The following is a 26,160-nucleotide window of genomic DNA, read 5'->3' as shown; positions in this document are numbered from 1 at the left end:
GGCAGGACGCGATTCCGTCTGTCTAACCCCATCGCCCTGTCGTAGGTTCTAAGCAGATGAGAGATACACCCCGCCCAGAGGGGACTCTGGGCGACTTCGGGCCGAGGCCTCCCCAGCTTCGACCTGGTCGTGCCCTCGCGCACACACCCGGAGCTTCCGGCTCCGGATCTCCTCACCGATCGGACAGTCGCCCGCCCCAAACCCCCCGGGGCGCGCGACCATCCGATCCGGACGGCCGCCCCGGAACCACCCCCCCTGTTCCGGGGCGGCCGACCTCCCTCTTTCTCCTTCTCGGGCTTCTCGGGCTTCCCGCCCTTCTCTTCACGCTCATCACCTGGCAGGTCGTGGCCGACGGCCCGCTGGCCGACCTCGACGAGGCGGCCGGCCGGGCCCTCATCCATCCCGACCGCGTCTCCGAGTTCCTCGCCGACCTGGGCAATGTGCCGGTCGCCGTGCCCGTGCTGGCCGTCGCCCTGGCGTACGTCACCTGGCGGCATCACCGCATTGGTACACACCACTGGTGGTGGCCGGCCACCGCGGCCGCCGCCCTCATGGCCCTGGTCCCGGCGCTGATCGTCCCCCTCAAGGAACTCACCGACCGCCCCGGCACCCCGGCTGTGCCGCCCGCCACCGGCTACTACCCGTCCGGCCACACCGCCACGGCCGCCATCGCCTACGGTGCCGCGACGCTGCTGCTCCTGCCGTGGCTGAGTTCAGCCCCCGCCCGCCGGGCGCTGCTCGCCCTCTGCGCCGTCCTCAACCTCGGCGTCGGCTTCGGGCTCGTCCGGCGCGGCTACCACTGGCCGTTGGACGTGGTGGGCAGCTGGTCTCTGTGCACGGTGCTGCTCGTCGGGCTGTGGCTGTTCCTGGGCCGGAGTTCGAGGCCCCAGCCGTAAGCCGGGCCCAGGTCCGATTCCGCCAATACGGCGCACCCCTCGCCGCCACCACTACACCCCGGACAAACACCGCTGGGCCCGCACCGCCCTACCGTGGACCACGAAACACCAGGACATCCCCAAACGCGGAAGGGCCGGGACTCACCATGCCAAAAGAGAAGGTGACAGCCACCCACGCCTTCTGGCTCGCCGGCCGCCAGGTCAGCGGCGAGGACAGCTTCGATGTGACCTCTCCGTGGGACGGGCGGGTCGTCGGCACCGTGAGCGTGCCCAGCGACGCGCAGATCGAGGAGGCCGTGGCCACCGCGTACGCCGTCCGGGACGAGTTCGCGGCGACCCCGTCCCATGTGCGTGCCGCCGCCCTCGACCACGTCAGCAGGCGGCTCGTCGAGCGGACCGAGGAGATCGCCCGGCTGATCTCCGCCGAGAACGGCAAGCCCATGAAGTGGGCCCGCGGCGAGGTCGGCCGCGCCGTGTCCGTGTTCCGCTTCGCGGCCGAGGAGGCCCGGCGGTTCAACGGCGGCGAGGCCCAGCGGCTCGACACCGACCTCGGCGGCCAGGGGCGGCTCGCCCTCACCCGGCGCTTCCCCAAGGGCGTCGTCCTCGGCATCGCGCCCTTCAACTTCCCGCTCAACCTGTGCGCCCACAAGATCGCCCCGGCCATCGCCGCCGGCGTCCCGATCGTCCTGAAGCCCGCCCCGGCCACCCCGCTCTCCGGGCTCCTCATCGGTGAGCTGCTCGCCGAGAGCGAGCTTCCGGCCGGCTCCTGGAGCATCCTCCCGGTGCCGAACGACCGGATGCCCGCGCTGGTGCAGGACCCGCGGCTGCCCGTGATCTCCTTCACCGGCTCCGAGAAGGTCGGCTACGCGATCATGGACTCCGTGCCGCGCAAGCACTGCACCCTGGAGCTCGGCGGCAACGGCGCGGCGGTCGTGCTCGCCGACTTCGCCTCCGACGAGGACCTGGACCGGGCCGCCGGCCGCATCGCCGCCTTCTCCAACTACCAGGGCGGCCAGTCCTGCATCTCCGTGCAGCGGGTGATCGCGGACGCGTCCGTCTACGACCGCCTCCTGCCGCGCATCGTCGCCGCCGTCGAGGCCCAGGTCACCGGCGACCCGAGCGACGACGCGACCGACGTCGGGCCGCTGGTCAGCGAGGACGCCGCCAAGCGCGTGGAGACGTGGGTGGACGAAGCCGTCGCCGCCGGGGCCACCCTTCTCGCCGGCGGCAAGCGCGACGGCGCCTCCTACGCGCCGACCGTCCTCACCGACGTACCGGCCGACGTCACGCTCGCCTGCGAGGAGGTCTTCGGGCCGGTCCTCACCGTGCAGAAGGCCGACGGGGAGGCCGCCGCCTTCGCCGCCGTCAACGACTCCAAGTACGGCCTCCAGGCGGGTGTGTTCACCCATGACCTCCAGGCCGCGTTCCGTGCCCACCGGGCGCTGGAGGTCGGCGGTGTCGTCATCGGCGACGTGCCGTCCTACCGCGCCGACCAGATGCCGTACGGCGGCGCCAAGCAGTCCGGCGTCGGCCGGGAGGGCGTGAAGTTCGCGATGGACGACTACACCTACGAGCGGGTGATGGTCCTCACGGGCCTCGCTCTCTAGTAAATGGGAACCATTTTCAGCTAGTCTGGGCTTCCTGAAGGGGCCCGGCACCGATGCCTTCCGGTGCCGGACCCCTTCCTTGTGCCGGCTTCCTCCGGACCCTCAACCGGAGAAGCCGACGTGCGCCAGCCGCAGTGGGCCGCGCAGTCTGACATGGACATCGCGGACGCCCTCGGCGAGCATCCCGGCGGTGACCGTGGTGTAGTCGTACGGTCCTGAGGTGGGCGTCTGTGGCGTCAGGGACGCGAGCACGGCACCCCCGTCCAACGACACGTCGACCACGCCCTCACCCGCCACCGTCACGGACACCTCGCTGATGCCGTCCCCGAAGTCGCAGTCCCGGTAGACCAGTTCCCCCGACGTGCCCTGGGCCGGCGTCACCGCGTCGCCCGACGTCTTCGTGCGGTCGACGATCGCGATGCCGCTCTGCTCGTCGAAGTCGGCCGCCGCCAGACCGCGCCGGAGGACCGGGCGCGGCGCGGCCTCCTCGCCGTCCAGGATCACCGTCGTACGCAGCCGGACGTCCTCGCTGGAGGCGCCGGCCAGCAGTTCGTACGGGCCGGGCTCGCGGCGCCAGCCGGGGCGTGAGACGTCCCAGAAGTCGAAGGCGGACAAGGGGATGTCGAAGGTCAGCTCCTTCCGCTCGCCGGGGGCCAGCGTCACCCGGCTGTGCGCCAGCAGCTCGCGGCGCGGGCGCGGCACCGCCGGGTCCACGGCGCGGCCGTAGAGCTGGGCGACCTCGTCGGCCGTCATGTCGCCGGTGTTGGTGACGGTGAAGGAGACGTGCAGCGAGTCGTCCGTCGTACGGGTCTCGAGGTCGGCGTACGAGAACGTCGCGTACGACAGGCCGTGGCCGAACGGGAACAGCGGGGTGCCCTCGAAGTAGAGGTACGTCTGGCGGCTGCCGATCACGTCGTAGTCGAGGAGGTCGGGCAGGTCGCTGTCGTCGGCGTACCAGGTCTGCGGAAGGCGGCCGGCGGGGGAGACGTCGCCGGCCAGGACGCGGGCCAGCGCGGTGCCGGTCGCCTGGCCGCCGTGGGAGGTCCACAGCAGCGCGGGCAGGGCCGAGTGATCGACGGCGTACGGATACGCCGAGATCAGGGCCAGCACCGTGTTCGGGTTGGCGGCGCAGGCCGCGCGCAGCAGGCGCTCCTGGTGGGTGGGGAGGGCCAGCGTCGTGCGGTCCTCGGTCTCGCGGCCGTTGATGTGCGGGTCGTTGCCCGCGACGACCAGGACCACATCCGCCTGCGAGGTGACACGGGTCACTGCGTCCTCGCCGCGTTCGACGATGATCAGCTCGAAGATTTCCGGGTCCTCATCGGCAACCCTGACGCCGTCGGCGGCGACTGAGACGGGGCGACCCGTACCGATGTGCTTCAGGAGGTGTCCGTTCTCGTGTGGTTCCAGGCGGAACGTCTCCTGGACGACCCAGCCGCCGGGCTGGTCGGCGGAGGCGCGGACCCGGCCGTCCTCGGCGACCGAGAGGTAGCGGCCGTCGGGCGCGCGCAGGGTCAGCACGCCCTCGCCCCAGTCGATGAGGGCGAGTTCGGTGCCGGCCGGGTCGGTGGTCAGCGCGGGCAGGTCCGTACGGCCGGCCAGCAGCGCCGGGTCGAGAGCGCCCTCCGCGCCGCGCACCTCGTCGGCGGCGTCCGCCTCGGGGACGTGCAGGAAGGTTCCGGCCCGTGTCTTGAGCAGGACCCGGTCCACGCCCTCCGCGAACTCCACCCGCTCCGCACCGAACCGCTCGTACAGGCCCTCCAGCGGGGTCGAGCGGTGGATGAGCGTGCCGCTGTACCAGTCGAGCTTGCACTCGTCGGCGAGCAGTCCGACCACGGCGAGCCGGGTGTCCGGCGCGAGCGGCAGCAGGCCGGCACTGTTCTTGAGCAGGACCACCGCCTGCTCGGCGGCCTCCTGGGCGAGGGCGCGGTGCGCCGGGGTGTCGAAGTCCTTGGTGGGCGCGTGCGGGTCGTACTCCGGGTCGAACTCGCCCAGGCGGAAGCGGACCGAGAGCTGACGGCGCACCGCCGTGTCGAGGTCCGATTCGGCCAGCAGCCCCTTGTCCAGGGCCCCGCGGACCCGTGCGGTGATCTTCGAGCTGTCGGTGCCGTGGTCGGTGAAACTGTCGACGCCGGCCAGCAGCGCGGCGGCCGTGGCCTCCTCGTGGGTGTCGAAGTAGTGCTCGGAGTCGACCAGGTTGGACGGCGCGCCCGCGTCCGAGCAGACCAGCAGGTCGTCGTCGGTCCAGGTGCGCAGGTGCTCGTTCAGATACGGCGAGACGTGGTTGGGGCGGCCGTTGACCAGGTTGTAGGCCGGCATCACCCCGGCCGTCGCGCCCGCCTCGACCGTCTCGCGGAAGGCGCGCAGGTCGTACTCGTGCAGGACGCGCGGGCGGACCGAGGACGATGTGACGTCGCGGCCCGTCTCGTTGTTGTGCGCCAGCCAGTGCTTGAGGACGGGCGCGGTGCGCCAGTACGTCGGATGGTCGCCGCGCAGGCCACGGGTGTACGCGACGGCGATGGCCGAGGTGAGCTTCGGGTCCTCGGAGTAGCCTTCCTCGCCGCGGCCCCACAGGGGGTGGCGCAGCAGGTTGACGGTGGGGGACCAGACGTTGAGGCCGACGCGCTCGTCGCGGGCGCGCATCGCGCGGGTCTCCTTGGAGACGGCCTCGCCGACGCGTCGTACGAGATCCGTGTTCCAGGTCGCGCCGAGGCCGACGGCCTGGGGGAAGACGGTGGCCGGGCCCATCCAGGCGACACCGTGCAGGGCTTCCTGGCCGGTGCGGAACGCCGCGATGCCGAGGCGCTCGACGGCGGGCGTGAACTGGTGCAGGAATCCGATCTTCTCGTCGAGGGTGAGTCGCGACAGCAGATCGTCGATGCGCTTCGCGAACGGCAGTCGCCGATCACGGAACGGCGGCGTGTGCGGCGTGGGTGCGGTCACGTGGGGATCCCCTTGCGATGGATCGGCTTGGTGCTTTCGAAGCGCTTCGATGCTCATTCGACTCAAGGGCGAGTGTCAAGGGATCAGCGCCGTTACTTCAAGCGGTGCATAAGGAAAGGTCCCTTACTACACCTCGGAGGAATCTTGGAGGTGACCCTTGTGTACCCATGGGTGTTCACTTAACCTCACAGCAACATCGAAGCGCTTCGACTGCGGATTCGACTCCGGAATTCGTCGTAGTGGTCGGAGGACCGCTTCAGCTCAGCCAGTTCCGCTCAAGACACCGCAGCCGACGGCCCCCGCCGGGTGTCCAGGTGCGCCATGAAGGGTTGACGCAATGACGCCGAACGCCGCCTCCGCCTCCTCCGGACCCAGCCGGAGAAGCTTCCTCGCCTCCACAGCGGCCGCCACCGCAGCGGTGGCCGGTGGGATGCCCTTGCTCGCCGCGTGCGGCGGGTCGGAGAGCGGGTCGCGGGACGGTACGACCTCGGGCAAGGACGCGAAGAAGATCCTGCCGGCGTATGTGGCCAGCAACGTGGTGACGCCGGACATCCCGGCCAAGAACGGCTCGGCGATCGGCTTCACCAGCAAGCTGGACCTGGCGGACCTGAAGACCTCGGTGCCCGAGAAGCTCGGCAAGGGCGGCAAGGTCACCATCATGTCGCCGTTCTGGGGATCGCCGCCCAAGCAGAACAACGCCTACTACACGGCGATGAACGACCTGATCGGCGTCGACGTCCGGTGGCAGAACCAGGACGGCAACACCTACGACCAGAAGCTCGGCGCGGTCCTCGCCTCCAGCGACGTCCCGGACGTGGTGGTCGTCCCCGGCTGGAACATGGGCGGCAAGATACCCAGCGCCATCATCAGCAAGTTCGTCGACCTCGGGCCCTACCTCTCCGGGGACGCGGTCAAGGAGTACCCGAACCTCGCCGCGATCCCGACCGACGCCTGGCGGCGCTCCATCTTCGGCGGAAAGCTGCGAGGCCTGCCGATGCCGGCGCCGTCCGCCCCCAGCATGGTGCCCCTGTACCGGCAGGACATCTTCGACGAGGAGGGCTACGAAGTCCCGAAGTCCTGCGACGAGTTCATGGCCCTGGCCAAGGACATCACCAACGCCAAGGCCAAGCGGTGGGCCTGCCTGGACATGAAGTGGACCGCCTTCCAGGCGTTCGGCGTGCTCTCCGGCAGCGAGAAGCCGCTCGGCTGGAACCTGGTCGACGGCAAGCTGGTCTACCGCATCGAGACCGAGGAGTTCCTCGAAGCGCTGGAGTGGTCCCGCAAGCTCTTCGCCGCCGGGGTCGTCCACCCCGACTCCGGTCTGGGCAAGAACGCCCCCGACCCGGGCCCCAAGTTCGCGGCGGGCGAGTTCCTGATCTACCCCAACAACATCTCCCAGTGGTGGAGCCGCACCGCCGAACAGGCCGCCCAGAACCCGGACTTCAAGATCTGGGGCATGGACGTCTGGGGCCACGACGGCGGCGCCCCCACCCTGTGGGCCGAACAGCCCGCCGGCATCTTCGCCTTCGTCAACAAGAAGGCCTCCGAGTCGGTCATCCGCGACGTGCTGGCCGTCGCCAACGTCACCGCGGCGCCGTACGGCACCAAGGAGTACATGATGACCAACTACGGCGTGGAGGGCACCCACTACACCGTCAAGGACGGCGTCCCCACCAAGACCGACCAGGGCAACATCGACGTGCTGAACGCGTACGTCATGGTCGCGAGCCCCGCCGCGACCCTCGCGCACCCCGACTTCCCCGAGGTCGCCAGGGGCCAGGTCGAGTGGGAGCAGCGGATGGGCGCCTTCGCCAAGAAGTCCTCCTTCTGGGGCATGCAGATCACCGAGCCCACCCGGTACACCAACCTCTCCAACGACGTCGAGCAGCTCGAGGACGACATCGTCCGCGGCCGCAAGAAGATCAGCGACATGCAGCAGTTCGTCTCCGACTGGAAGAGCAAGGGCGGCGACAAGCTGCGCGACTGGTACCAGAAGATCCTCGACGAGAACGGCAGCGCGGGCAACTGATCCGGGGTTCGAGGCGAGGAGAAGGCCGTGTCCCACAGCACGGTGCCTCGGAGCAGGGCCGAGGCGAAGAGGAAGACCCCTGGTGAGAAGACCCCGGTGGCATCCGGCGACGTCACCGGGTCCGAGGACAAGCGTCCATCGGGGAGACTGAGCCTCAAGGTCAGGTTCAGACGCGACCGGCTGCTGCTCCTGATGACCCTGCCGGCCCTCGTGCTGGTTCTGCTCTTCAACTACGTGCCGATCCTCGGCAACGTCGTCGCCTTCCAGGAGTACGACCCGTACATCAGCGACAACGGCGTCGTGTCCATGTTGAACAGCCCCTGGGTGGGCCTGGAGAACTTCCAGCGCATCTTCGCGGACTCCGCCTTCTGGCAGGCCGTGCAGAACACACTGGTGCTGTTCTTCCTCCAGCTCGTGCTGTTCTTCCCGATCCCGATCCTGCTCGCGCTGCTCATCAACAGTGTGGTCAGGCCCCGGGTGCGGGCGATCGCGCAGGCCGTCCTCTACCTGCCGCACTTCTTCTCGTGGGTGCTGGTGATCGCGGTCTTCCAGCAACTGCTCGGCGGCGCCGGGCTGCTCTCCCAGTTGCTGCGCAGCCACGGGTACGACGGCCTCGACCTCATGACCGACCCGAGCACCTTCAAGTTCCTGGTCACCGCGGAGACCGTGTGGAAGGACGCCGGCTGGGGGATCATCGTGTTCCTCGCCGCGCTGGCCTCGGTGAGCCCCGACCTGTACGAGGCCGCCGCGATGGACGGCGCCTCCCGCTGGCGCCGGATCTGGCATGTCACCCTGCCCGCGCTGCGGCCGGTGATCGCCCTGCTGCTGGTGCTGCGCGTCGGTGACGCCCTCACCGTCGGATTCGAACAGATCCTGTTGCAACGAGACGCGGTGGGACCGGGCGCGGCGGAAGTGCTCGACACCTTCGTGTGGTGGAACGGCGTGCGCAACCAGGACTTCGGCTACGCGGCCGCCGCCGGACTCGTCAAGGGAGTCGTCAGCATCGGCCTCGTCCTGGCCGCGAACAAAGTGGCCCATCTCATGGGCGAGCAGGGGGTGTACAAGAAGTGACCGCCGTGATCGACAAACCCGTGCGCAAGCCCGGCCCCTGGGCCGCGCCGCCGAGGCCGGTGTGGGAGGAGGAGCCCAGCAAGGTCGGCCTCGCGAGCAAGGGACTCGTCCTCGGCATCGCCTGCCTCGCGATCCTGTTCCCGCTGTGGATCGTCATCGTCACCAGCCTCTCCACGCGCAAGACCATCGACGAGGCCGGCGGACTGGTGATGGTGCCGAAGGACATCACCTTCATCGCCTATCAGGAACTGCTCAGCGGGGGGCAGGTGACCCGGGCGGCCATCATCAGCGTGCTGGTCACGCTCGTCGGTACGGCGTTCTCCATGACCGTCTCGGTGCTGTGCGCGTACGGGCTGTCGCGGACCGGGTCGCTCGGGCATCGCTGGATCCTGATGACGCTGCTGGCGACGATGTTCTTCAGCGCCGGGCTCATTCCGACGTATCTGCTGGTGCAGACCCTCGGGCTGACGGATTCCTATCTGGCGCTGATCCTGCCGAGCGCGGTGAGCGTGTTCAACATCCTCGTGCTGCGCGGGTTCTTCCAAGGGATATCGCAGGAACTCATCGACAGCGCGCGCATCGACGGCGCCGGGGACTTCCGGATTCTCTGGCAGATCGTCATGCCGCTGTCGCGGGCCGTCATCGCGGTGATCACGCTGTTCTACGCGGTCGGGTACTGGAGTGCGTGGTTCAACGCCTCGCTGTATCTGAACGACCAGGACATGATGCCGCTGCAGAACGTCATGATCCAGCTGGTGCAGAAGCAGGAGGCGCCGGTGGGGCTGGGACAGGCCATCAAGACGGGGCAACTGTCGGGACTGGCCGTCCAAATGGCCGTCATGGTCATGGCTTTGCTGCCGGTTGCCGTCCTTTCTCCCTTCGTCCAGAAGCATTTCAAGAAGGGCATGCTCACGGGCGCCGTCAAGGGCTGATTGGCGCCCACTCAATGGGGTGCTTCGGCTGTGTGGCGGCTGCGGGTTGTTTGTGGCTGGTCGCGCCCACGCGGCGGTAGCCGCAAATCGAAACAGCCCCGCGCCCCTTTAGGTTCTCCACTCCCCTCTTGCATTAGACGAGGTATGTCATGCGTACGTCCCGACCCAGCAGACGCTCTGTTCTTGCCGGAACGGCTGCCGCTGCCGCGCTGACCACCGTTCCGTTGCCCGCTGGACGGGCCACCGCTGTCCCCGCCGGCCAGGCGTACCGCTGGCGCACCGCCGTCATGGGCGGCACCGGTTTCGTCACCGGCGTCCTCTTCCACCCCTCCGTCCGCGGCCTCGCCTACGCCCGTACCGACATCGGCGGCGCCTACCGCTGGGACGACAGCACCCGCCGCTGGACCCCGCTGACCGACCACCTCGGCTGGGACGACTGGAACCTGCTCGGCGTGGAGGCCATGGCCGTCGACCCGGCGCACCCGAACCGGCTGTACCTCGCCCTCGGCACCTACGCCCAGTCCTGGGCCGGCAACGGCGCCGTGCTGCGCTCCGACGACCGCGGCGCCACCTGGGCCCGCACCGACCTCACCGTGAAGCTCGGGGCCAACGAGGACGGGCGGGGCGCGGGGGAGCGGCTGCTCGTCGACCCGCGGGACAGTGACACCCTGTGGCTCGGCACCCGGCACGACGGACTGCTCAAGTCGACCGACCGGGGTGCCACCTGGGCCCCCGCCTCCGGTTTCCCGGCCACCCCCAGCGCGAGTGGCCAGGGCGTCACCCTGCTCGTCGCCGCCGGGCGCAGCCTGTACGCCGGCTGGGGTGACGGCGACGGCACCACGGCCAACCTGTTCCGCACCTCCGACGGCCGGACCTGGGAAGCCGTCCCGGGCCGGCCCTCCGGCACCGCCGCCAAGGTGCCGATCCGGGCCGCGTACGACAGGTACACCCGCCACCTGTACGTCACGTACGCCAACGCACCCGGCCCCAACGGCCAGTCCGACGGCAGCGTGCACAAGCTGTGCACCCTCAACGGGAAGTGGACCGAGGTCACGCCCGTGAAGCCGGGGGGTACGACGAGCGACGGCTCCGACGACAGCTTCGGGTACGGCGGTGTCGCGGTCGACGCCCGCCGCCCCGGCACCCTCGTCGTCTCCACCAACAACCGCTGGGCGGCGGTCGACACGGTGTTCCGCAGCACCGACGGCGGCCGTACCTGGACGTCCCTGAAGGACACGGCCGTCTTCGACGTCTCCGAGACACCCTTCCTCAAGTGGGGCGCGGACCAGCCCAAGTTCGGCTGGTGGATCCAGGCCCTCGCCCTCGACCCGTACGACTCCCGGCATGTCCTCTACGGCACCGGCGCGACCATCTACGGCACCCGCGACCTGAAGCACTGGGCCCCGCGGATCCGCGGACTGGAGGAGACGTCCGTCCGTCAGCTGATCTCGCCGCCGGCCGGCAAGGCCCATCTGATCAGCGGCAACGGGGACATCGGCGTGATGTACCACGAGTCGCTCACCGCGTCCCCGTCGGGCGGCATGGCGGCCAACCCCGTGTTCGGGACCGCCACCGGGCTCGCCCAGGCCGCGGCGAAGCCGGCGTACGTGGTCCGTGCGGGGTGGGGCGAGAACGGCAACGGGGCCTACTCGAACGACGGCGGGCAGACCTGGGCGCCGTTCGAGGCACAGCCCGCCCTCGCCCAGGACGCGCCGGGGCCGATCGCCACCAACGCCGACGGCAGCGTGCTGCTGTGGTCCTTCGTGCACTGGGACGGCACCCCCCACCCGGCCCAGCGCTCCGCCGACAACGGCGCCACCTGGGCCGAGGTCACCTCCTTCCCGAAGGGCGCCACCCCGGTCGCGGACCCCGTCGACCCGGGCACCTTCTACGCCTTCGACACCGCCACCGGCACCCTCCACGCCAGCACCGACGGCGGCCTGACCTTCACCGCGCGGGCCACGGGGCTGAACTCCGGCGACAAGGAGTTCCAGCTCGCCGTGGCACCGGGCCGGTCCGGCGACCTGTGGCTGAGCCTCAAGGGGAACGGGCTGTACCGCTCCACCGACGGCGGCGCCACCTTCACCAAGGTCTCGAGCTGCCGGGCCTCGTACACCCTCGGCTTCGGCAGGGCCGCCCGGGGCGCCTCCTACCCGGCGGTCTACATGGTCGGCTCCACCGAGACCATCACCGCCGTGTACCGCTCCGACGACGAGGCCGGGACCTGGGTGCGGATCAACGACGACCGGCACCAGTGGGGCTGGATCGGCGCGGCCGTCACCGGCGACCCGCGCGTGTACGGCCGCGTCTACGTCGCCACCAACGGGCGGGGCGTGCAGTACGGGGAGCCGGCCTGATGGCGGGCATGGGTGACGCCACCCGCGGCCGCCTCCTCTTCGGCGGCGACTACAACCCCGAGCAGTGGCCCGAGGAGACCTGGCCCGAGGACGTCCGGCTGATGAAGGAGGCCGGCGTCAACTCGGTCACCCTCGGCGTCTTCTCCTGGGCGAAGCTCGAACCCCGGCCGGGGGAGCGGGAGTTCGGCTGGCTGGACCGGCTGATGGACCTGATGGACGAGAACGGCATCGGTGTCGTCCTGGCCACGCCCACCTCCTCGCCACCACCCTGGATGGGGCGGCTCCACCCCGAGACGCTGCCGCGCGACGAGGACGGCCGCACCGAGTGGTGGGGCTCGCGCCAGCACTTCTCCCACTCCAGCGCGACCTACCGCCGCCACGCCGCCGCCATCACCGAGGACCTCGCCGCCCGCTACGGCGGCCACCCCGCCCTGCGGATGTGGCACATCAACAACGAGTACTGCACCTACGACTGGGGCGACGAGGCCGAGGACGCCTTCCGCGGCTGGCTCCAGGCGAGGTACGGCACGCTGGACGCCCTCAACTCGGCCTGGGGAACGGCCTTCTGGAGCCAGGGCTACGGCGACTGGTACGAGGTGCTGCCGCCGCGCCGGGCGCACTACATGAAGAACCCGACGCAGGTCCTGGACTTCAAGCGGTTCACGTCCGACGCGCTCATGGAGTGCTACCTCGCCGAACGGGACATCGTCGCCCGGCACAGCCCGCACATCCCGGTGACCACCAACTTCATGGCGGTGTGGCCGGGCCTGGACGCCTGGCGGTGGGCGCGGCAGGAGGACGTCGTCTCGATCGACGTGTATCCGGATCCGCGGGATCCGTCCGGCGGGCAGTACGGGGCCCTGGTGCACGACATGACCCGTTCGCAGGCGCGCGGCGGTCCCTGGATGGTGATGGAGCAGGCCGCGGGACCGGTCAACTGGCGCGGGGTCAACCACCCCAAACCCGCCGGTCTCAACCGCCTGTGGTCCCTCCAGGCCGTGGCCCGCGGCGCCGACGCCGTCTGCTACTTCCAGTGGCGGCAGTCCCGGCAGGGCTCGGAGAAGTTCCACTCCGGGATGGTCAGCCACGCGGGGGAGCGGGGCCGCACCTTCCAGGAGGTCAAGCGGATCGGCGCCGAACTCGCCCTGCTGAGCGAAAAGGTGACGGGTACTCGGGTCGACGCCGCCGAAGTCGCCGTACTCCTCGACTGGAACGCCTGGTGGGCGGGGCAACAGGACGGGCGGCTCTCCTCCGAGGCCGACTGGCCGCAGATCGTCCGCGCCTGGCACCGTGCGCTGTGGGAGGCGCACACCGTCGCCGACTTCGCCCACCCCGAGCACGACCTGTCCGCCTACAAGCTGGTCGTCGTCCCGCACCTCTACCTGATGACGGACGCCGCGATCGACAACCTCGTCGGCTACGTCGAGCGCGGCGGCACCCTCGTCTGCGGCTTCCAGACCGGCATCGCCGACGAGGACGACCGGGTGCGCGAGGGCGGCATGGACGTCCGGCTGCGCGATCTGTTCGGCATCCGGGTGCTGCACGAGTGGTGGCCGCTGGACGCCGGCGAGACGGCCGACGCCGAGGGCTTCCACGGCACCCTGTGGTCCGAGGAGATCGAGGCGGCGGACGACGTGGACGCCGTAGTCCCCTACAAGGGCGGCGAGCTGGACGGGCTCCCGGCCGTCCTGCGCAAGGGCCGCGCCTGGTACGTCTCCACCCTCCCCGAGCCGCACGCGCTGCGCACGCTGCTCGCCGACATCGCCGGCGAAGCGGGTGTACGACCGACCCTCGCCGGGCTTCCCGCCGGGGTGGAGGCCGTACGGCGCGGTGGACTGCTGTTCCTGCTCAACCACGGGCGCGACGGGGTCACCGTGCCCGTGCCCGGCCGCCATCGCGAGCTGCTGACCGGCGCGACGGTCACCGACGGGGTGGAGCTGGAGCGGTACGGCGTCGCCGTGCTGGAGGCCGCCGCATGAGCGGGCCGGTGCACGGCACCTGGGAGCCGGCGCCCGCCGCCCGCTGGGAGGACGCCTTCCTGAGCGGCAACGGCCGGCACGGCATCATGGTGTTCGGCGATCCGAACCTCGACCGGGTCATCGTCAACCATCACACCCTGGTCCGCCCGGGCGGCGACGCCCACACCCGTCCCCCCGCCCTCGCCGCCGACCTCCCGCACCTCCAGGACCGGCTGCTGGCCGGGGACGTCACCGCCGCCGAGGGCTTCACCGACGGGCGGGGACTGCACTGGGTACAGCCCTTCCATCCGGCCTTCGAGATACGGCTGCGGCGGCCGGGCGGCGAGCAGCCCGGGGCCTACCGCCGCGAGGTCGACTTCACCACCGGTGTCATCACCGCCCGGCGCGACGGCTTGCTCAGCGAGGCCTTCGTCTCCCGCGCCGACGACGTCATCGTCCACCGCGTCACCGAGCCCGGCCTCACCGCCGACGTGCTCCTGAACCACCAACTCCCCGGCGTACCCAACGACTTGGCGGTCGGCCACGGCGCCCTCCGCACCCCCGAGGGCGCCCTGCTCAACCTCCGCGTCCGCTACCCCGGCAGCGACCGCGCCTACACGGGCGTCACCCTCGCCCTCGTCACCGGCGGCCGCACCCACACCTCCCTGCCCGGCATCCGGATCGAGGGCGCCCGCTCCCTGCTCCTCCTCACCCGCGTCCGCCGCCACACCGGCGAACTGGACGTCCTCGCCGAGGCACAGGCCCTGCGCGCCCTGCTGCCCGAGGGCGCCGACGACGACCCGTACGCCCCTCTCCTCGCCCGGCACACCGCCCTGCACCGCCCCGCCTACCTCCGCGCCGGCCTCGACCTCGACGGCGACGAGGACGAGCGGGCCCTGCCCGGATCGGAGCTGGTCCGCCGCACGAAGAGCCCCGCACTGCTGGAGCGCCTCTTCGCCGCCGGCCGCTACCACCTGCTCTCCGCCTCCGGCATGCTGCCGCCCCGGCTGACCGGCCTGTGGACCGGCGACTGGAACACCGCCTGGTCGGGGGCGTTCACCACCGACGCCAACCTCAACCTCCAGACCGCCTCCGCGGCGGCGGCCGCGCTCCCGGAGGTGACCGAGGCGCACGCCGCGCTCATCCAGGGACAGTTGGAGCACTGGCGCGACAACGCCCGCACCGTCTACGGCACCCGCGGCGTGGTGGCGCCCGCCCACACCGACGGGGAGTCCGGGCACATCCACCACTTCAGCCGCGAGTACCCGCTGCACCTGTGGACGGCGGGCGCCGACTGGCTGCTCAAGCCCCTCGTCGACCACGACGAGACCCGGGGCGCCCACGATCCGCGCACCGCCGCCGTCCTCGCCGAAGTGGCCCGGTTCTACGAGGACTTCCTCACCCGCACCGACGACGACGGCCACCTGATCGTCGTCCCCTCCTACTCGCCGGAGAACCGCCCCGCGAACGCGAGCTGGGGCACCGTCAACGCGGCCATGGACCTCTCGGCGGCCCGACACGCGCTGCGCACGGCCGCCCGCTACCACCAGGGCACCCCTGAAGCCGACCGCTGGCACGCCCTCGCCGACCGACTCCCGCCGCACCGGATCAACGACGACGGCGCCCTCGCCGAATGGGCCTGGCCCGGACTCCAGGACTCCTACGACCACCGCCACCTCAGCCACCTCTACGGCGTCTGGCCGCTGGAGGAGATCACCCCGTACGACACCCCCGGCCTCGCGGCGGCCGCCCATCGCGCCCTCGAACTGCGCGGCGCCGAGAACGACTCGGCGCACGGCCATCTCCACCACGCCCTGATCGCGGCCCGGCTCCGGGACGGCGAGCGGGTCGCCCACGCCCTCGACCAGGTCCTGGGCGGCGACTTCTTCCACGCCTCCCTGATGAGCGCGCACTACCCGAACCGCGACGTCTACAACGCGGACGCCGCGCACACCCTGCCCGCCGTACTGATCGAGATGCTCGTCCACTCGACCCCGGACCGGCTGGTCCTGCTGCCCGCGCTGCCCCCCACCCTCCCGCAGGGCCGCCTGCGGGGCGTGCGCACACGGTTCGGCGCCGAGGTCGACCTGTCCTGGACGCGGGACGGCGCGACCGCCGTCCTCAGACCGTCCCGCACCGTCCGCATCGAACTCCGGACTTCCACCGGCGGCACACGACCGCTCGACCTCGTCGCCGGAGAAGACCACGTCCTCCGTCCGGGGACGTGGTAACCCCCACCGCAATTCCCCCCACCCATGGAAAGGGACACCATGGCAAAGAGCGCACTGCGCAAGATCACGACGGCCGTGCTGGCCCCGGCGATGGCCCTCGGCGCCACCGTCGGCCTCGCCTCCGCCCCCGCCTCGGCCGCCGTCTGGAACTCCTGCGACCAGTGGGGCAACACCAGCCTGAACGGCTACACGCTCTACAACAACATCTGGGGCTCCGGCGCCGGCAGCCAGTGCGTCTGGGCCAACTCCGGCACCAACTGGGGAGTCTGGGCCAACCACCCCAACACCGGCGGCATCAAGTCCTACCCCAACTCCAAGAAGGTGATCAACAAGACGATCGCCTCGCTCTCCTCGCTCACCAGCGACTACAACGTCACGGTCCCGTCATCCGGCGCGTACAACACGTCGTACGACATCTGGGACACGGACTACGACTACGAGATCATGCTCTGGATGAACTACAACGGAGCCGTCGGCCCGATCGGCACCTCCCAGGGCTCCGTCACCCTCGGCGGTCACACCTGGAACGTGTACAAGGGCAGCAACGGCCACAACGAGGTGTTCTCGTTCCTGCGGACGTCCGACTCCAACTCCGGCTCCGTGAACATGAAGCCGATCCTGAGCTGGATAGCGGGCACCAAGGGCTGGATGTCCAGCAACGAGACGATCGGTGACGTGCAGTTCGGCTACGAGATCACCTCGTCGTCCGGCGGCCTCGACTTCCGCACCAACAACCTGACCGTCAGCAGCAGCTGACGTGCCATCAGGGCCGGGGTCGCCTCAGGTGGGGTCGACCTCGGCCCGCAGCGCGTTGTAGTCCGCGAACGCGGCCTCGACCTCGGCGCGGGTCAGGCCGTAGCGCGCCAGGTCGTAGGTGTGGCGCCGAGTTCCCCTGGGTCGGGCGACGACCCCCGGGAGGCGGGCGGCGTCGGACTCGGTCCAGCGGGCGCCGACAGCGGCGTAGAGCTTGGGGGCGCCGGTGGCCGGGTCGGAGCCGAGCCAGGAGTACGGGGCGTCCACCAACTGTTCCGCGGGGATGGCGGCACGGGCTGCCAGGCCGCGCGCCATGGCCCGGCTCAGCAGGTCGAGCCAGGTGGCGCCGATGCCGGCCAGATCGAGCGGACGGACGCTGATGGCCATGCCATGCTCGATCAGACTGCAGAAGGACGCCACGACGGTGACCGGGTCCCGGTGGCACCACACGATGGTGGCGTCGGGGAACACCGTGCGCAGCGCCTCCAGGTTCTCCAGGTGCATGGGGGACTTCAGCATCCAGCGGCGGCGCGGACGGCCGTACTGGAGGACCTGGTAGACCTGTTTGAGGTACCGGTAGTCGTCGACGAAGTCCCGCTCGCGGTGCCACGCCTGGTACTCGGGTATCCGGGCCTGGGAGAACGGCATCGAGGCGTGCGGGAGCGCGAACGTGCACTCCTCCGGGCCCTCGGCCACCATCGCGTGGATGTCACGGAAGCGCGGCGCGAAGAGATCGGTGCCCTGGACCATCCGGCGGCCGGTCGTGATCGCCTTCCTGCGCTGCCGGGGCGGCAACTCCAGGTCGGGGGCGAGCAGTTCCCACAGCAGCGGGCAGCGGTGCTCGTCCGAGATCGACAGGACGGCGTGCGTGACGGTGGTCGCCGTGCGCGGCAGGCCCACGACGAACACCGGCTTCTCGATCGGCTCGCGCTCGATCTCGGGGTGCTCGGCGATCAGCCGCCGGACGCGGGCCCGGTTGGTCAGATGCCGGCGCACATGCGCCTGCGCGGACTGCCAGCCGACCGGCGTGAGGTTGTCGGCCTTCGCCCACCAGCCCAGCAGGGACCGGAAGTCGTCGACGAACTGCCGGTCACCGGGTGCCTCCCCGGCCTCCACGGCGATCCGGTCGAAGACCCGGTCCGGACTGCGGCGGGAGCCGAGGGCCGGGCGCAGGAGCAGATTGGCGAGGGTGAGGGCGAGCGGAGACGAGGACACGTAGGGAACCTATCTCGTCGAACTGACTTGTGGTGAACGGAAGTTGGACGGGCGCGCCTAGTCCGCCACCGGCAGCCGCACCCCGTCCCGCAGGAACAGCGGGATGCGGTCCAGTGGGGCGTCCACCGTCACGGTCCTACCGCCCTCGTACGTCTCACCCGTCCACGCGTCCGTCCAGCCCGCGCCCGCCGGAAGGTACGTCGTGCGGGCCGTCGCGCCCGCCGTCAGCACCGGGGCGACCAGCAGATCGCGGCCGAGGAGATAGGCGTCGTCGACCGACCAGGCCGTCTGGTCGTCGGGGAACTCCAGGAACAGCGGCCGCATCACCGGCAGGCCCTCCTCATGGGCCTCGCGCATGACGTCCAGCACATACGGCTTCAGGCGCTCGCGCAGCCGCAGGTACTTCTCCATGATCGCGCCGGCCTCCTCGCCGTACGACCACACCTCGTTCGGACCGCCGGTCATCTCCGGGCCGAGCGGCATGCCCGGGTCGCGGAAGCCGTGCAGGCGCATCAGCGGGGACAGGGCGCCGAACTGGAACCAGCGGACCATCACCTCGCGGTAGGCCGGGTCGTCCGGGTCGCCGCCGTGGAAGCCGCCGATGTCGGTGTTCCACCAGGGGATGCCGGACAGCGCGGTGTTCAGGCCGGCCGCGATCTGGCGGCGCAGGGTCGGGAAGTCGGTGCCGATGTCGCCGGACCACAGGGCGGCGCCGTAGCGCTGGCTGCCCGCCCAGGCCGAGCGGTTGAGGGTGACGACCTCCTCCTCGCCGGACGCGCGCAGGCCCTCGTAGAAGGTGCGGGAGTTCTCGGCGGGGTAGCTGTTGCCGACCTCCAGGCCGGGGCCCGTCCAGTAGCGCAGGTTCTCCTGGAAGCCCGGCTTCAGCTCGGGCTCGCACGCGTCCAGCCAGAAGGCGGTGATGCCGTACGGGTCGAGGTAGTTCTGCTTGATCCTCGACCACAGGAACTCACGGGCGTCGGGGTTGGTGGCGTCGTAGAAGGCGACCTGGACGGTGGAGGCGACCTCCTTGTCCGGCCAGTCGGCGTGTGCCATCGGGCCGTACTGGGTGCCGATGAAGTGGCCGCGCTGCTCCATGACCGGGTGGTTCTCGGAGAGCGGGGAGACCGACGGCCACACGGACACGACGAGCTTGACGCCCATCTCGTCCAGCTCGCGCACCATCGCCGCCGGGTCGGGCCACTCGGCCGGGTCGAACTTCCAGTCGCCGAGGTGGGTCCAGTGGAAGAAGTCGCAGACGATCGCCGAGAGCGGCAGGCCCCGGCGCTTGTACTCCCGTGCCACGGCGAGGAGTTCGTCCTGGGTGCGGTAGCGCAGCTTGCACTGCCAGAAGCCCGCCGCCCACTCCGGCAGCATGGGCGTACGGCCCGTCACCGCGCTGTAGCGGCGCTGGCCGTCGGCCGGGGTGCCCGCGGCGATCCAGTAGTCGATCTGCCGGGCGGAGTCGGCGACCCACCGCGTGCCGTTGTGCGCGAGCTCCACGCGGCCGATCGCCGGGTTGTTCCACAGGAGGGTGTAGCCACGGCTGGACGACAGGACCGGGATGCCGACCTCGGCATTGCGCTGGACCAGGTCCAGGACCAGGCCCTTCTGGTCGAACCGGCCGTGCTGGTGCTGGCCGAGTCCGTACAGCTTCTCGTCGTCGTAGGCGGCGAAGCGCTGCTCAAGACGGTGGTAGCCGTTGCCGACGGCCGTGTAGAGGCGCGCGCCGGGCCACCAGAAGTGGGCGCGGGCCTCTGCGAGGAGCTCGGCGGAGTCCTCGGTGCGCAGGAAGCGGATCAGGCCCTCGGCGTCGACGTGGACGGTCAGCGCGCCCACGGTCAACTGCGCCTCGCCGTCACCGATCTTGACCGAGCTCTCGGTGGCCTCGGGCCCGTCGAGGAGGGCACCGGGCAGTCCGTCGAGGATCGGTCCACCGAGGCGGGTGCGCACCCGGACCGCGTCCGGTCCCCACGGCTCGACGCGAACGGTCTCCTGGCGGCCGCTCCACTCCAGCGCACCGTCCCGCTCGCGGAACGTGCCGACGGTGGGGGACGACTGCGCGAGACTGACCTTGGGCTGGTTTTCGGCAGGCTGATACACGAGGCGTGCTCCTGGAGGAAAGCAGACAGGGACGTGCGTACAGGCACGTGAGGCAAGGGGCGTCAGTTCGCCGACGGCGCCGGACCCGAACTCGCCCGGACCGTCAACTCGGGTGCGATCAGCAGGACTTCGTCACTTCCGCGCCCGTCGAGCTTGGCGACCAGCTGTTCGACCGCATGCCGGCCCATCTCCTGCGCGGGGATGGAGACCGACGTCAGCCGCACCGAGGCCTGGGTGGCGACCTGGTCGGGGCAGATGGCGACCACCGACACGTCCTCGGGCACGGCGCGGCCCTGCTGGCGCAGCAGGGCGAGCAGCGGCTCGACCGCCGACTCGTTCTGCACGACGAACCCCGTGGTGCCCGGGCGCTCGTCGAGGATGCGGGCGAGGGTGACGGCCATCGCGTCGTAGCCGCCCTCGCAGGGCCGGTGCAGCAGCCGGATCCCCAGCTCCTGGGACCGCAGCCGCAGTCCGTCGAGCGTGCGCTCCGCGAACCCGGTGTGCCGCTCGTAGACGGCCGGGGCCTCTCCTATGACAGCGATGTCGCGGTGCCCCAGCGTCGCCAGATGCTCCACGCACAGCGCCCCGGTCGCCTTGAAGTCGAGGTCGACGCAGGTCAGCCCGGTGGTGTCGGAGGGCAGCCCGATCAGTACGGACGGCTGGTCGGTGCCGCGCAGCAGCGGCAGCCGCTCGTCGTCGAGCTGGACGTCCATCAGGATCATCGCGTCGGCCAGCCCGCTGCCGGTGACGCGGCGCACGGCGTCGGGACCCTCCTCGCCGGTCAGCAGCAGGACGTCGTAGCCGTGCGTACGGGCCGTGGTGGCCACCGCGATGGCGATCTCCATCATCACCGGCACATACATGTCGGTGCGCAGCGGGATCATCAGCGCGATGATGTTCGACCTGCTGCTGGCCAGGGCGCGGGCACCGGCGTTCGGGTGGTAGCCGAGTTCGCGGATGCTCTGCTCGACCCGCTGCCGGGTGGTCGTGGAGATGGACCGCTTGCCGCTGAGGACATAGCTCACCGTGCTCGCCGAGACTCCGGCGTGCTGGGCGACCTCGGCGAGGGTGACCATCCGCTCTCCAAGCTTTGTGAAGCGCTTCGACAGTGCGCGGTGTGAACAGGGCTGGCTGTGAGGGTGGTTCGACACTAGCTCTGGCGCGCGTGGGTGTCCATAGGTTATCGAAGCGCTTCGACAGCTTTCTTCTACGACGGAGGCCTTCGACACGATCACGCTCGGCAAGTACTACCGGAACAACAACCTCTGGAACGAGGGAAACTACACCGGCACGGCACGGGCCGCCTTGACACCAAGGCGTACTCCGTCAACATCGGCCGAACGGCTGCACGCGGGGTGGTGGGGTCGCCCTGAATCGGGTACATACGATCGAGTAGCACCCGTCGGTAACCAAACGGCCCAAGATCCCGATTCGCGGCGAGGTGAGCCTCATGTCCGCAGCACCCACCAAACCCACCGTCACCGAACGTGAGGCACGCGAGGTGGCGGAGGCGGCCCGGCAGCAGGAGTGGCGCAAGCCCAGCTTCGCCAAGGAACTGTTCCTCGGCCGCTTCCGCCTCGACCTCATCCACCCGCACCCGATGCCCACCGACGAGGCCGCCCAGCGCGGCGAGGAGTTCCTCGCCAAGCTGCGGGACTTCATCGAGTCGAAGGTCGACGGCGCCCTGATCGAGCGCGAGTCCCGGATCCCCGACGAGGTGATCAACGGGCTCAAGGAACTCGGCGCCCTCGGCATGAAGATCGACACCAAGTACGGCGGCCTCGGCCTCACGCAGGTGTACTACAACAAGGCGCTGACCCTGGCCGGCTCGGCCAGCCCCGCGATCGGCGTGCTGCTCTCGGCCCATCAGTCGATCGGCGTACCGCAGCCGCTGAAGCTGTTCGGCACCCCCGAGCAGAAGGAGACCTTCCTCCCGCGCTGCGCCCGCACCGACATCAGCGCCTTCCTGCTGACCGAGCCGGACGTCGGCTCCGACCCGGCCCGCCTCGCCACTTCCGCGGTGCCGGACGGTGACGACTACATCCTCGACGGCGTGAAGCTCTGGACGACCAACGGCGTGGTCGCCGACCTCCTCGTCGTCATGGCCCGCGTGCCCAAGTCCGAGGGGCACAAGGGCGGCATCACCGCCTTCGTCGTGGAGACCAACTCACCCGGCATCACCGTCGAGAACCGCAACGCCTTCATGGGTCTGCGCGGCATCGAGAACGGCGTCACCCGCTTCCACCAGGTCCGCGTCCCCGCGGCGAACCGGATCGGCCCGGAGGGCGCCGGCCTGAAGATCGCCCTGACCACGCTCAACACCGGTCGGCTCTCGCTCCCCGCGTCCTGCGTCGCGGCCGGCAAGTGGTGCCTGAAGATCGCCCGCGAGTGGTCGGCGGCGCGCGAGCAGTGGGGCAAGCCGATCGCCCACCACGAGGCCGTCGGCTCGAAGATCTCCTTCATCGCGGCCACCACCTTCGCCCTGGAGGCCGTCACCGACCTCGCCTCCCAGATGGCCGACGAGGACCGCAACGACATCCGCATCGAAGGCGCCCTCGCCAAGCTGTACGCCTCCGAGATGGCCTGGACGATCGCCGACGAACTCGTCCAGATCCGCGGCGGCCGCGGCTTCGAGACCGCCGACTCCCTCAGGGCCCGGGGCGAGCGCGGCGTCCCCGCCGAACAGGTCCTGCGCGACCTGCGCATCAACCGCATCTTCGAGGGCTCGACGGAGATCATGCACCTCCTGATCGCCCGCGAGGCCGTCGACGCCCACCTCTCGGTCGCCGGCGACCTCATCGACCCCGACAAGTCCCTCCAGGACAAGGCCAAGGCGGGCGCGAACGCCGGTGTCTTCTACGCCAAGTGGCTGCCCAAGCTGGTCGCGGGCCAGGGGCAACTGCCGTACACCTACGGCGAGTTCAAGCACGGCATCGACCTCTCCGCGCACCTGCGCTACGTCGAGCGCACCTCCCGCAAGCTCGCCCGCTCCACCTTCTACGGCATGTCCCGCTGGCAGGGCCGCATGGAGACCAAGCAGGGCTTCCTCGGCCGGGTCGTCGACATCGGCGCCGAGCTGTTCGCCATGAGCGCGACCTGCGTCCGCGCCGAGCACCTGCGCGCCCGGGGCGAGCACGGCCGCGAGGCCTACCAGCTCGCCGACGCCTTCTGCCGCCAGTCCCGGCTGCGTGTCGAGGAACTCTTCGGCCGCCTGTGGTCCAACACCGACGACCTCGACCGCAAGGTGGTCAAGGGCGTGATGTCGGGCACGTACGAGTGGCTGGAGTCGGGCATCGTCGACCCGTCGGACGACGGCGGCGTGTGGATCGCGGACGCGACACCGGGCCCCAGCGCCCAGGAGAACGTGCACCGCCCGATCAGGTGACCGATGGGGTGAGGGGCCGGTGAGGGCCGGTGAGGGATCACTGCCCGCAGCGATCCCTCACCATCCTGTTACCTCCCGGACGGGGACGCCCTGTCCTTCCCATCGATCCTTCCGGCCACAATGGGGGGATGAGCGACAGTCCAGCCCCTCTCGCCGACCCGCATCTCGTCTACGACCCGGTTGCGGGCGACGGCCCCAAGGACGTGGTGATCCTCGGCTCCACCGGGTCCATCGGCACCCAGGCCATCGACCTCGTGCTGCGCAACCCCGAGCGGTTCCGGGTCACCGCCCTGTCCGCCAACGGCGGCCGGGTCGCCCTTCTCGCCGAGCAGGCGTACCGGCTCAGGGCGCGGACCGTCGCGGTCGCCCAGGAGGACGTCGTACCGGCGCTGCGGGAGGCCCTCCAGGCGCAGTACGGCACGGGCGAGCCGCTCCCCGAGATCCTCGCGGGCCCGGACGCGGCCACTCAGGTCGCCGCCTCCGACTGCCACACCGTCCTCAACGGCATCACCGGCTCCATCGGCCTCGCCCCGACCCTCGCCGCCCTGGAGGCGGGCCGCACCCTCGCGCTCGCCAACAAGGAGTCCCTGATCGTCGGCGGCCCGCTGGTCAAGGCCCTGGCCAAGCCCGGTCAGATCATCCCCGTCGACTCCGAGCACGCGGCCCTGTTCCAGGCGCTGGCGTCCGGCACGCGCGCGGACGTACGCAAGCTCGTGGTGACCGCCTCCGGCGGGCCCTTCCGCGGCCGTACGAAGGCCGAGCTGGCGAACGTGACCGTCGAGGACGCCCTCGCGCACCCCACCTGGGCCATGGGCCCGGTCATCACGATCAACTCCGCGACCCTCGTCAACAAGGGCCTGGAGGTCATCGAGGCGCATCTGCTCTACGACATTTCCTTCGACCGCATTGAGGTGGTCGTGCATCCCCAGTCGTATGTTCACTCGATGGTTGAGTTCACCGACGGATCCACGATCGCCCAGGCGACCCCGCCCGACATGCGCGGCCCGATCGCCATCGGCCTCGGCTGGCCGGAGCGCGTCCCCGACGCCGCGCCCACGTTCGACTGGAGCAAGGCGTCGACCTGGGAGTTCTTCCCGCTCGACAACGACGCGTTCCCGTCCGTCAACCTGGCCCGCCACGTGGGCGGGCTCGCGGGCACGGCGCCGGCGGTGTTCAATGCGGCGAACGAGGAGTGCGTGGAGGCCTTCCGGGCCGGCGCGCTGCCGTTCAACGGGATCATGGAGACCGTGACGCGGGTGGTGGAGGAGCACGGCACCCCGAGCGCGGGAACTTCCCTCACCGTCGCGGACGTCCTCGAAGCGGAGACCTGGGCGCGCAGGCGGGCCCGGGAACTGGCGGCACACACGGCGGAGGCCCGTGCATGACGACCCTGATGTTCATCCTCGGCATAGTGCTGTTCGCGGTCGGGCTGCTCTTCTCGATCGGATGGCACGAGCTGGGCCACCTGTCCACGGCCAAGCTGTTCGGCATCCGCGTGCCGCAGTACATGGTGGGCTTCGGCCCGACCATCTGGTCACGGAAGAAGGGCGACACCGAGTACGGCATCAAGGCGATCCCGTTCGGCGGCTACATCCGCATGATCGGCATGTTCCCGCCCGGCCCCGACGGCCGCCTGGAGGCCCGCTCCACCTCGCCCTGGCGCGGCATGATCGAGGACGCCCGCTCGGCCGCGTTCGAGGAGCTCAAGCCGGGCGACGAGACCCGCCTCTTCTACACGCGCAAGCCGTGGAAGCGGGTCATCGTGATGTTCGCGGGCCCGTTCATGAACCTGGTCCTCGCCTTCGGCCTGTTCCTCACCGTGCTGATGGGCTTCGGCATCCAGCAGCAGACCACCACCGTCAGCTCGGTCTCCCAGTGCGTGATCGCCCAGACCGAGAACCGCGACGAGTGCAGGGCGTCCGACCCGAAGTCCCCGGCCGCGGCCGCGGGCATGAAGAACGGCGACAAGATCGTCTCCTTCGACGGGGTGCGGACCGAGGAGTGGGGCACCCTCTCCGACCTGATCCGTGACAGCGCCGGCAAGGAGGTGCCGATCGTCGTCGACCGCAAGGGTGAGCAGGTGACCCTGGAGGCGAAGATCGCCACCAACCGGGTCGTGAAGAAGGACGCGAGCGGGGCGTATGTCGAGGGCGAGTACGTCAAGGCCGGCTTCCTCGGCTTCAGCGCGGCCACCGGCGTCGTCAAACAGGACTTCGGCGACTCGGTGACCTGGATGACCGACCGGGTCGGCGACGCCGTCGACGCCCTCGTGGCCCTGCCCTCCAAGGTCCCCGCCCTGTGGGACGCGGCCTTCGGCGACGGCCCGCGCGAGCCGGACTCCCCGATGGGCATCGTCGGAGCGGCGCGGGTGAGCGGTGAGATCGCGACGCTGGACATTCCGGCCTCGCAGCAGCTGGCGACGTTCGTGTTCCTGCTGGCGGGCTTCAACCTCTCGCTCTTCCTGTTCAACATGCTCCCGCTGCTGCCGCTCGACGGCGGCCATATCGCGGGCGCGCTGTGGGAGGCGCTGCGCAGGAACGTGGCGAAGGTGCTGCGCCGTCCGGACCCCGGTCCGTTCGACGTGGCGAAGCTGATGCCGGTGGCGTACGTGGTCGCCGGGATCTTCATCTGCTTCACGCTGCTGGTGCTGGTCGCGGACGTCGTTAACCCGGTGAGAATCTCCTAG

At 70.4% G+C, this 26,160-nt stretch carries 16 protein-coding genes; 12 read left to right on the top strand and 4 right to left on the bottom strand.

Annotation, left to right across the window (positions count from 1 at the left end; translation table 11 throughout):
• The first annotated feature begins 86 nt into the window (after positions 1-86).
• Both IM697_RS34905 and IM697_RS34900 read left to right on the top strand, forming a co-directional pair.
• Positions 87-896 (top strand): phosphatase PAP2 family protein, encoded by an 810-nt coding sequence (locus IM697_RS34905; protein WP_228045081.1) that lies wholly within the window; start codon positions 87-89, stop codon positions 894-896.
• A 161-nt stretch (positions 897-1,057) separates the two neighbouring features.
• Complete coding sequence (locus tag IM697_RS34900) at positions 1,058-2,503, top strand: aldehyde dehydrogenase family protein (protein WP_194040078.1); 1,446 nt, start codon at positions 1,058-1,060, stop codon at positions 2,501-2,503.
• A 102-nt stretch (positions 2,504-2,605) separates the two neighbouring features.
• Here IM697_RS34900 and IM697_RS34895 read toward each other — a convergent pair whose 3' ends face one another.
• Positions 2,606-5,443: a glycoside hydrolase family 3 C-terminal domain-containing protein gene (locus tag IM697_RS34895; RefSeq protein WP_194040077.1), complete on the bottom strand. Its 2,838-nt coding sequence runs from the start codon at positions 5,441-5,443 to the stop codon at positions 2,606-2,608.
• A gap of 337 nt (positions 5,444-5,780) precedes the next feature.
• On the opposite strand from IM697_RS34895, the gene IM697_RS34890 reads away from it, so the two are divergent.
• The 7 genes from IM697_RS34890 (at position 5,781) to IM697_RS34860 (ending at position 16,777) form a co-directional block, all read left to right on the top strand.
• The gene (locus tag IM697_RS34890; protein WP_194040076.1) at positions 5,781-7,472 is read left to right on the top strand and encodes an extracellular solute-binding protein; all 1,692 of its coding nucleotides are present in this window, start codon (positions 5,781-5,783) and stop codon (positions 7,470-7,472) included.
• A gap of 27 nt (positions 7,473-7,499) precedes the next feature.
• Complete coding sequence (locus tag IM697_RS34885; RefSeq protein ID WP_194040075.1) at positions 7,500-8,543, top strand: ABC transporter permease; 1,044 nt, start codon at positions 7,500-7,502, stop codon at positions 8,541-8,543.
• On the top strand, positions 8,540-9,475 hold the full coding sequence (locus tag IM697_RS34880; RefSeq protein WP_194040074.1) for a carbohydrate ABC transporter permease: 936 nt from the start codon (positions 8,540-8,542) through the stop codon (positions 9,473-9,475). The genes IM697_RS34885 and IM697_RS34880 overlap by 4 nt, the downstream gene beginning before the upstream one ends.
• Before the next feature lie 149 nt (positions 9,476-9,624).
• Positions 9,625-11,832 (top strand): sialidase family protein, encoded by a 2,208-nt coding sequence (locus tag IM697_RS34875; RefSeq protein WP_194040073.1) that lies wholly within the window; start codon positions 9,625-9,627, stop codon positions 11,830-11,832.
• The gene (locus tag IM697_RS34870) at positions 11,832-13,811 is read left to right on the top strand and encodes a beta-galactosidase (protein WP_194040072.1); all 1,980 of its coding nucleotides are present in this window, start codon (positions 11,832-11,834) and stop codon (positions 13,809-13,811) included. Before IM697_RS34875 ends, IM697_RS34870 begins: the two co-directional genes overlap by 1 nt.
• Positions 13,808-16,021: a glycosyl hydrolase family 95 catalytic domain-containing protein gene (locus IM697_RS34865; RefSeq protein WP_194040071.1), complete on the top strand. Its 2,214-nt coding sequence runs from the start codon at positions 13,808-13,810 to the stop codon at positions 16,019-16,021. Before IM697_RS34870 ends, IM697_RS34865 begins: the two co-directional genes overlap by 4 nt.
• A gap of 39 nt (positions 16,022-16,060) precedes the next feature.
• Positions 16,061-16,777 carry a glycoside hydrolase family 12 protein gene (locus IM697_RS34860; protein WP_194040070.1) on the top strand — a complete coding sequence of 239 codons (717 nt, stop codon included), beginning with the start codon at positions 16,061-16,063 and terminating at the stop codon, positions 16,775-16,777.
• A gap of 24 nt (positions 16,778-16,801) precedes the next feature.
• Here IM697_RS34860 and IM697_RS34855 read toward each other — a convergent pair whose 3' ends face one another.
• The 3 genes from IM697_RS34855 to IM697_RS34845 form a co-directional block, all read right to left on the bottom strand.
• A complete protein-coding gene (locus tag IM697_RS34855) occupies positions 16,802-17,989 on the bottom strand; it encodes a sulfotransferase family protein (protein ID WP_194040069.1) in 1,188 nt (395 codons plus the stop codon).
• 57 nt (positions 17,990-18,046) lie between these two features.
• Complete coding sequence (locus IM697_RS34850) at positions 18,047-20,089, bottom strand: glycoside hydrolase family 31 protein (RefSeq protein ID WP_194040068.1); 2,043 nt, start codon at positions 20,087-20,089, stop codon at positions 18,047-18,049.
• Positions 20,090-20,151: 62 nt separating this feature from the next.
• Positions 20,152-21,165, bottom strand: a complete 1,014-nt coding sequence (locus IM697_RS34845) for a LacI family DNA-binding transcriptional regulator (RefSeq protein WP_194040067.1) — start codon at positions 21,163-21,165, stop codon at positions 20,152-20,154.
• Positions 21,166-21,539: 374 nt separating this feature from the next.
• On the opposite strand from IM697_RS34845, the gene IM697_RS34840 reads away from it, so the two are divergent.
• The 3 genes from IM697_RS34840 to IM697_RS34830 all read left to right on the top strand — a co-directional run bounded on the left by IM697_RS34840 (position 21,540) and on the right by IM697_RS34830 (position 26,160).
• Positions 21,540-23,474, top strand: coding sequence for an acyl-CoA dehydrogenase family protein (locus IM697_RS34840; protein WP_194040066.1), 1,935 nt, complete (start codon positions 21,540-21,542; stop codon positions 23,472-23,474).
• Between the two features lie 128 nt (positions 23,475-23,602).
• Positions 23,603-24,859, top strand: coding sequence for a 1-deoxy-D-xylulose-5-phosphate reductoisomerase (gene dxr, locus IM697_RS34835; protein ID WP_194040065.1), 1,257 nt, complete (start codon positions 23,603-23,605; stop codon positions 24,857-24,859).
• An 8-nt stretch (positions 24,860-24,867) separates the two neighbouring features.
• Positions 24,868-26,160: a M50 family metallopeptidase gene (locus tag IM697_RS34830; RefSeq protein ID WP_194050008.1), complete on the top strand. Its 1,293-nt coding sequence runs from the start codon at positions 24,868-24,870 to the stop codon at positions 26,158-26,160.

This window comes from Streptomyces ferrugineus, assembly GCF_015160855.1.
GTDB lineage: Bacteria > Actinomycetota > Actinomycetes > Streptomycetales > Streptomycetaceae > Streptomyces > Streptomyces ferrugineus.
This window is presented reverse-complemented; position numbering and strand designations above follow the sequence as displayed.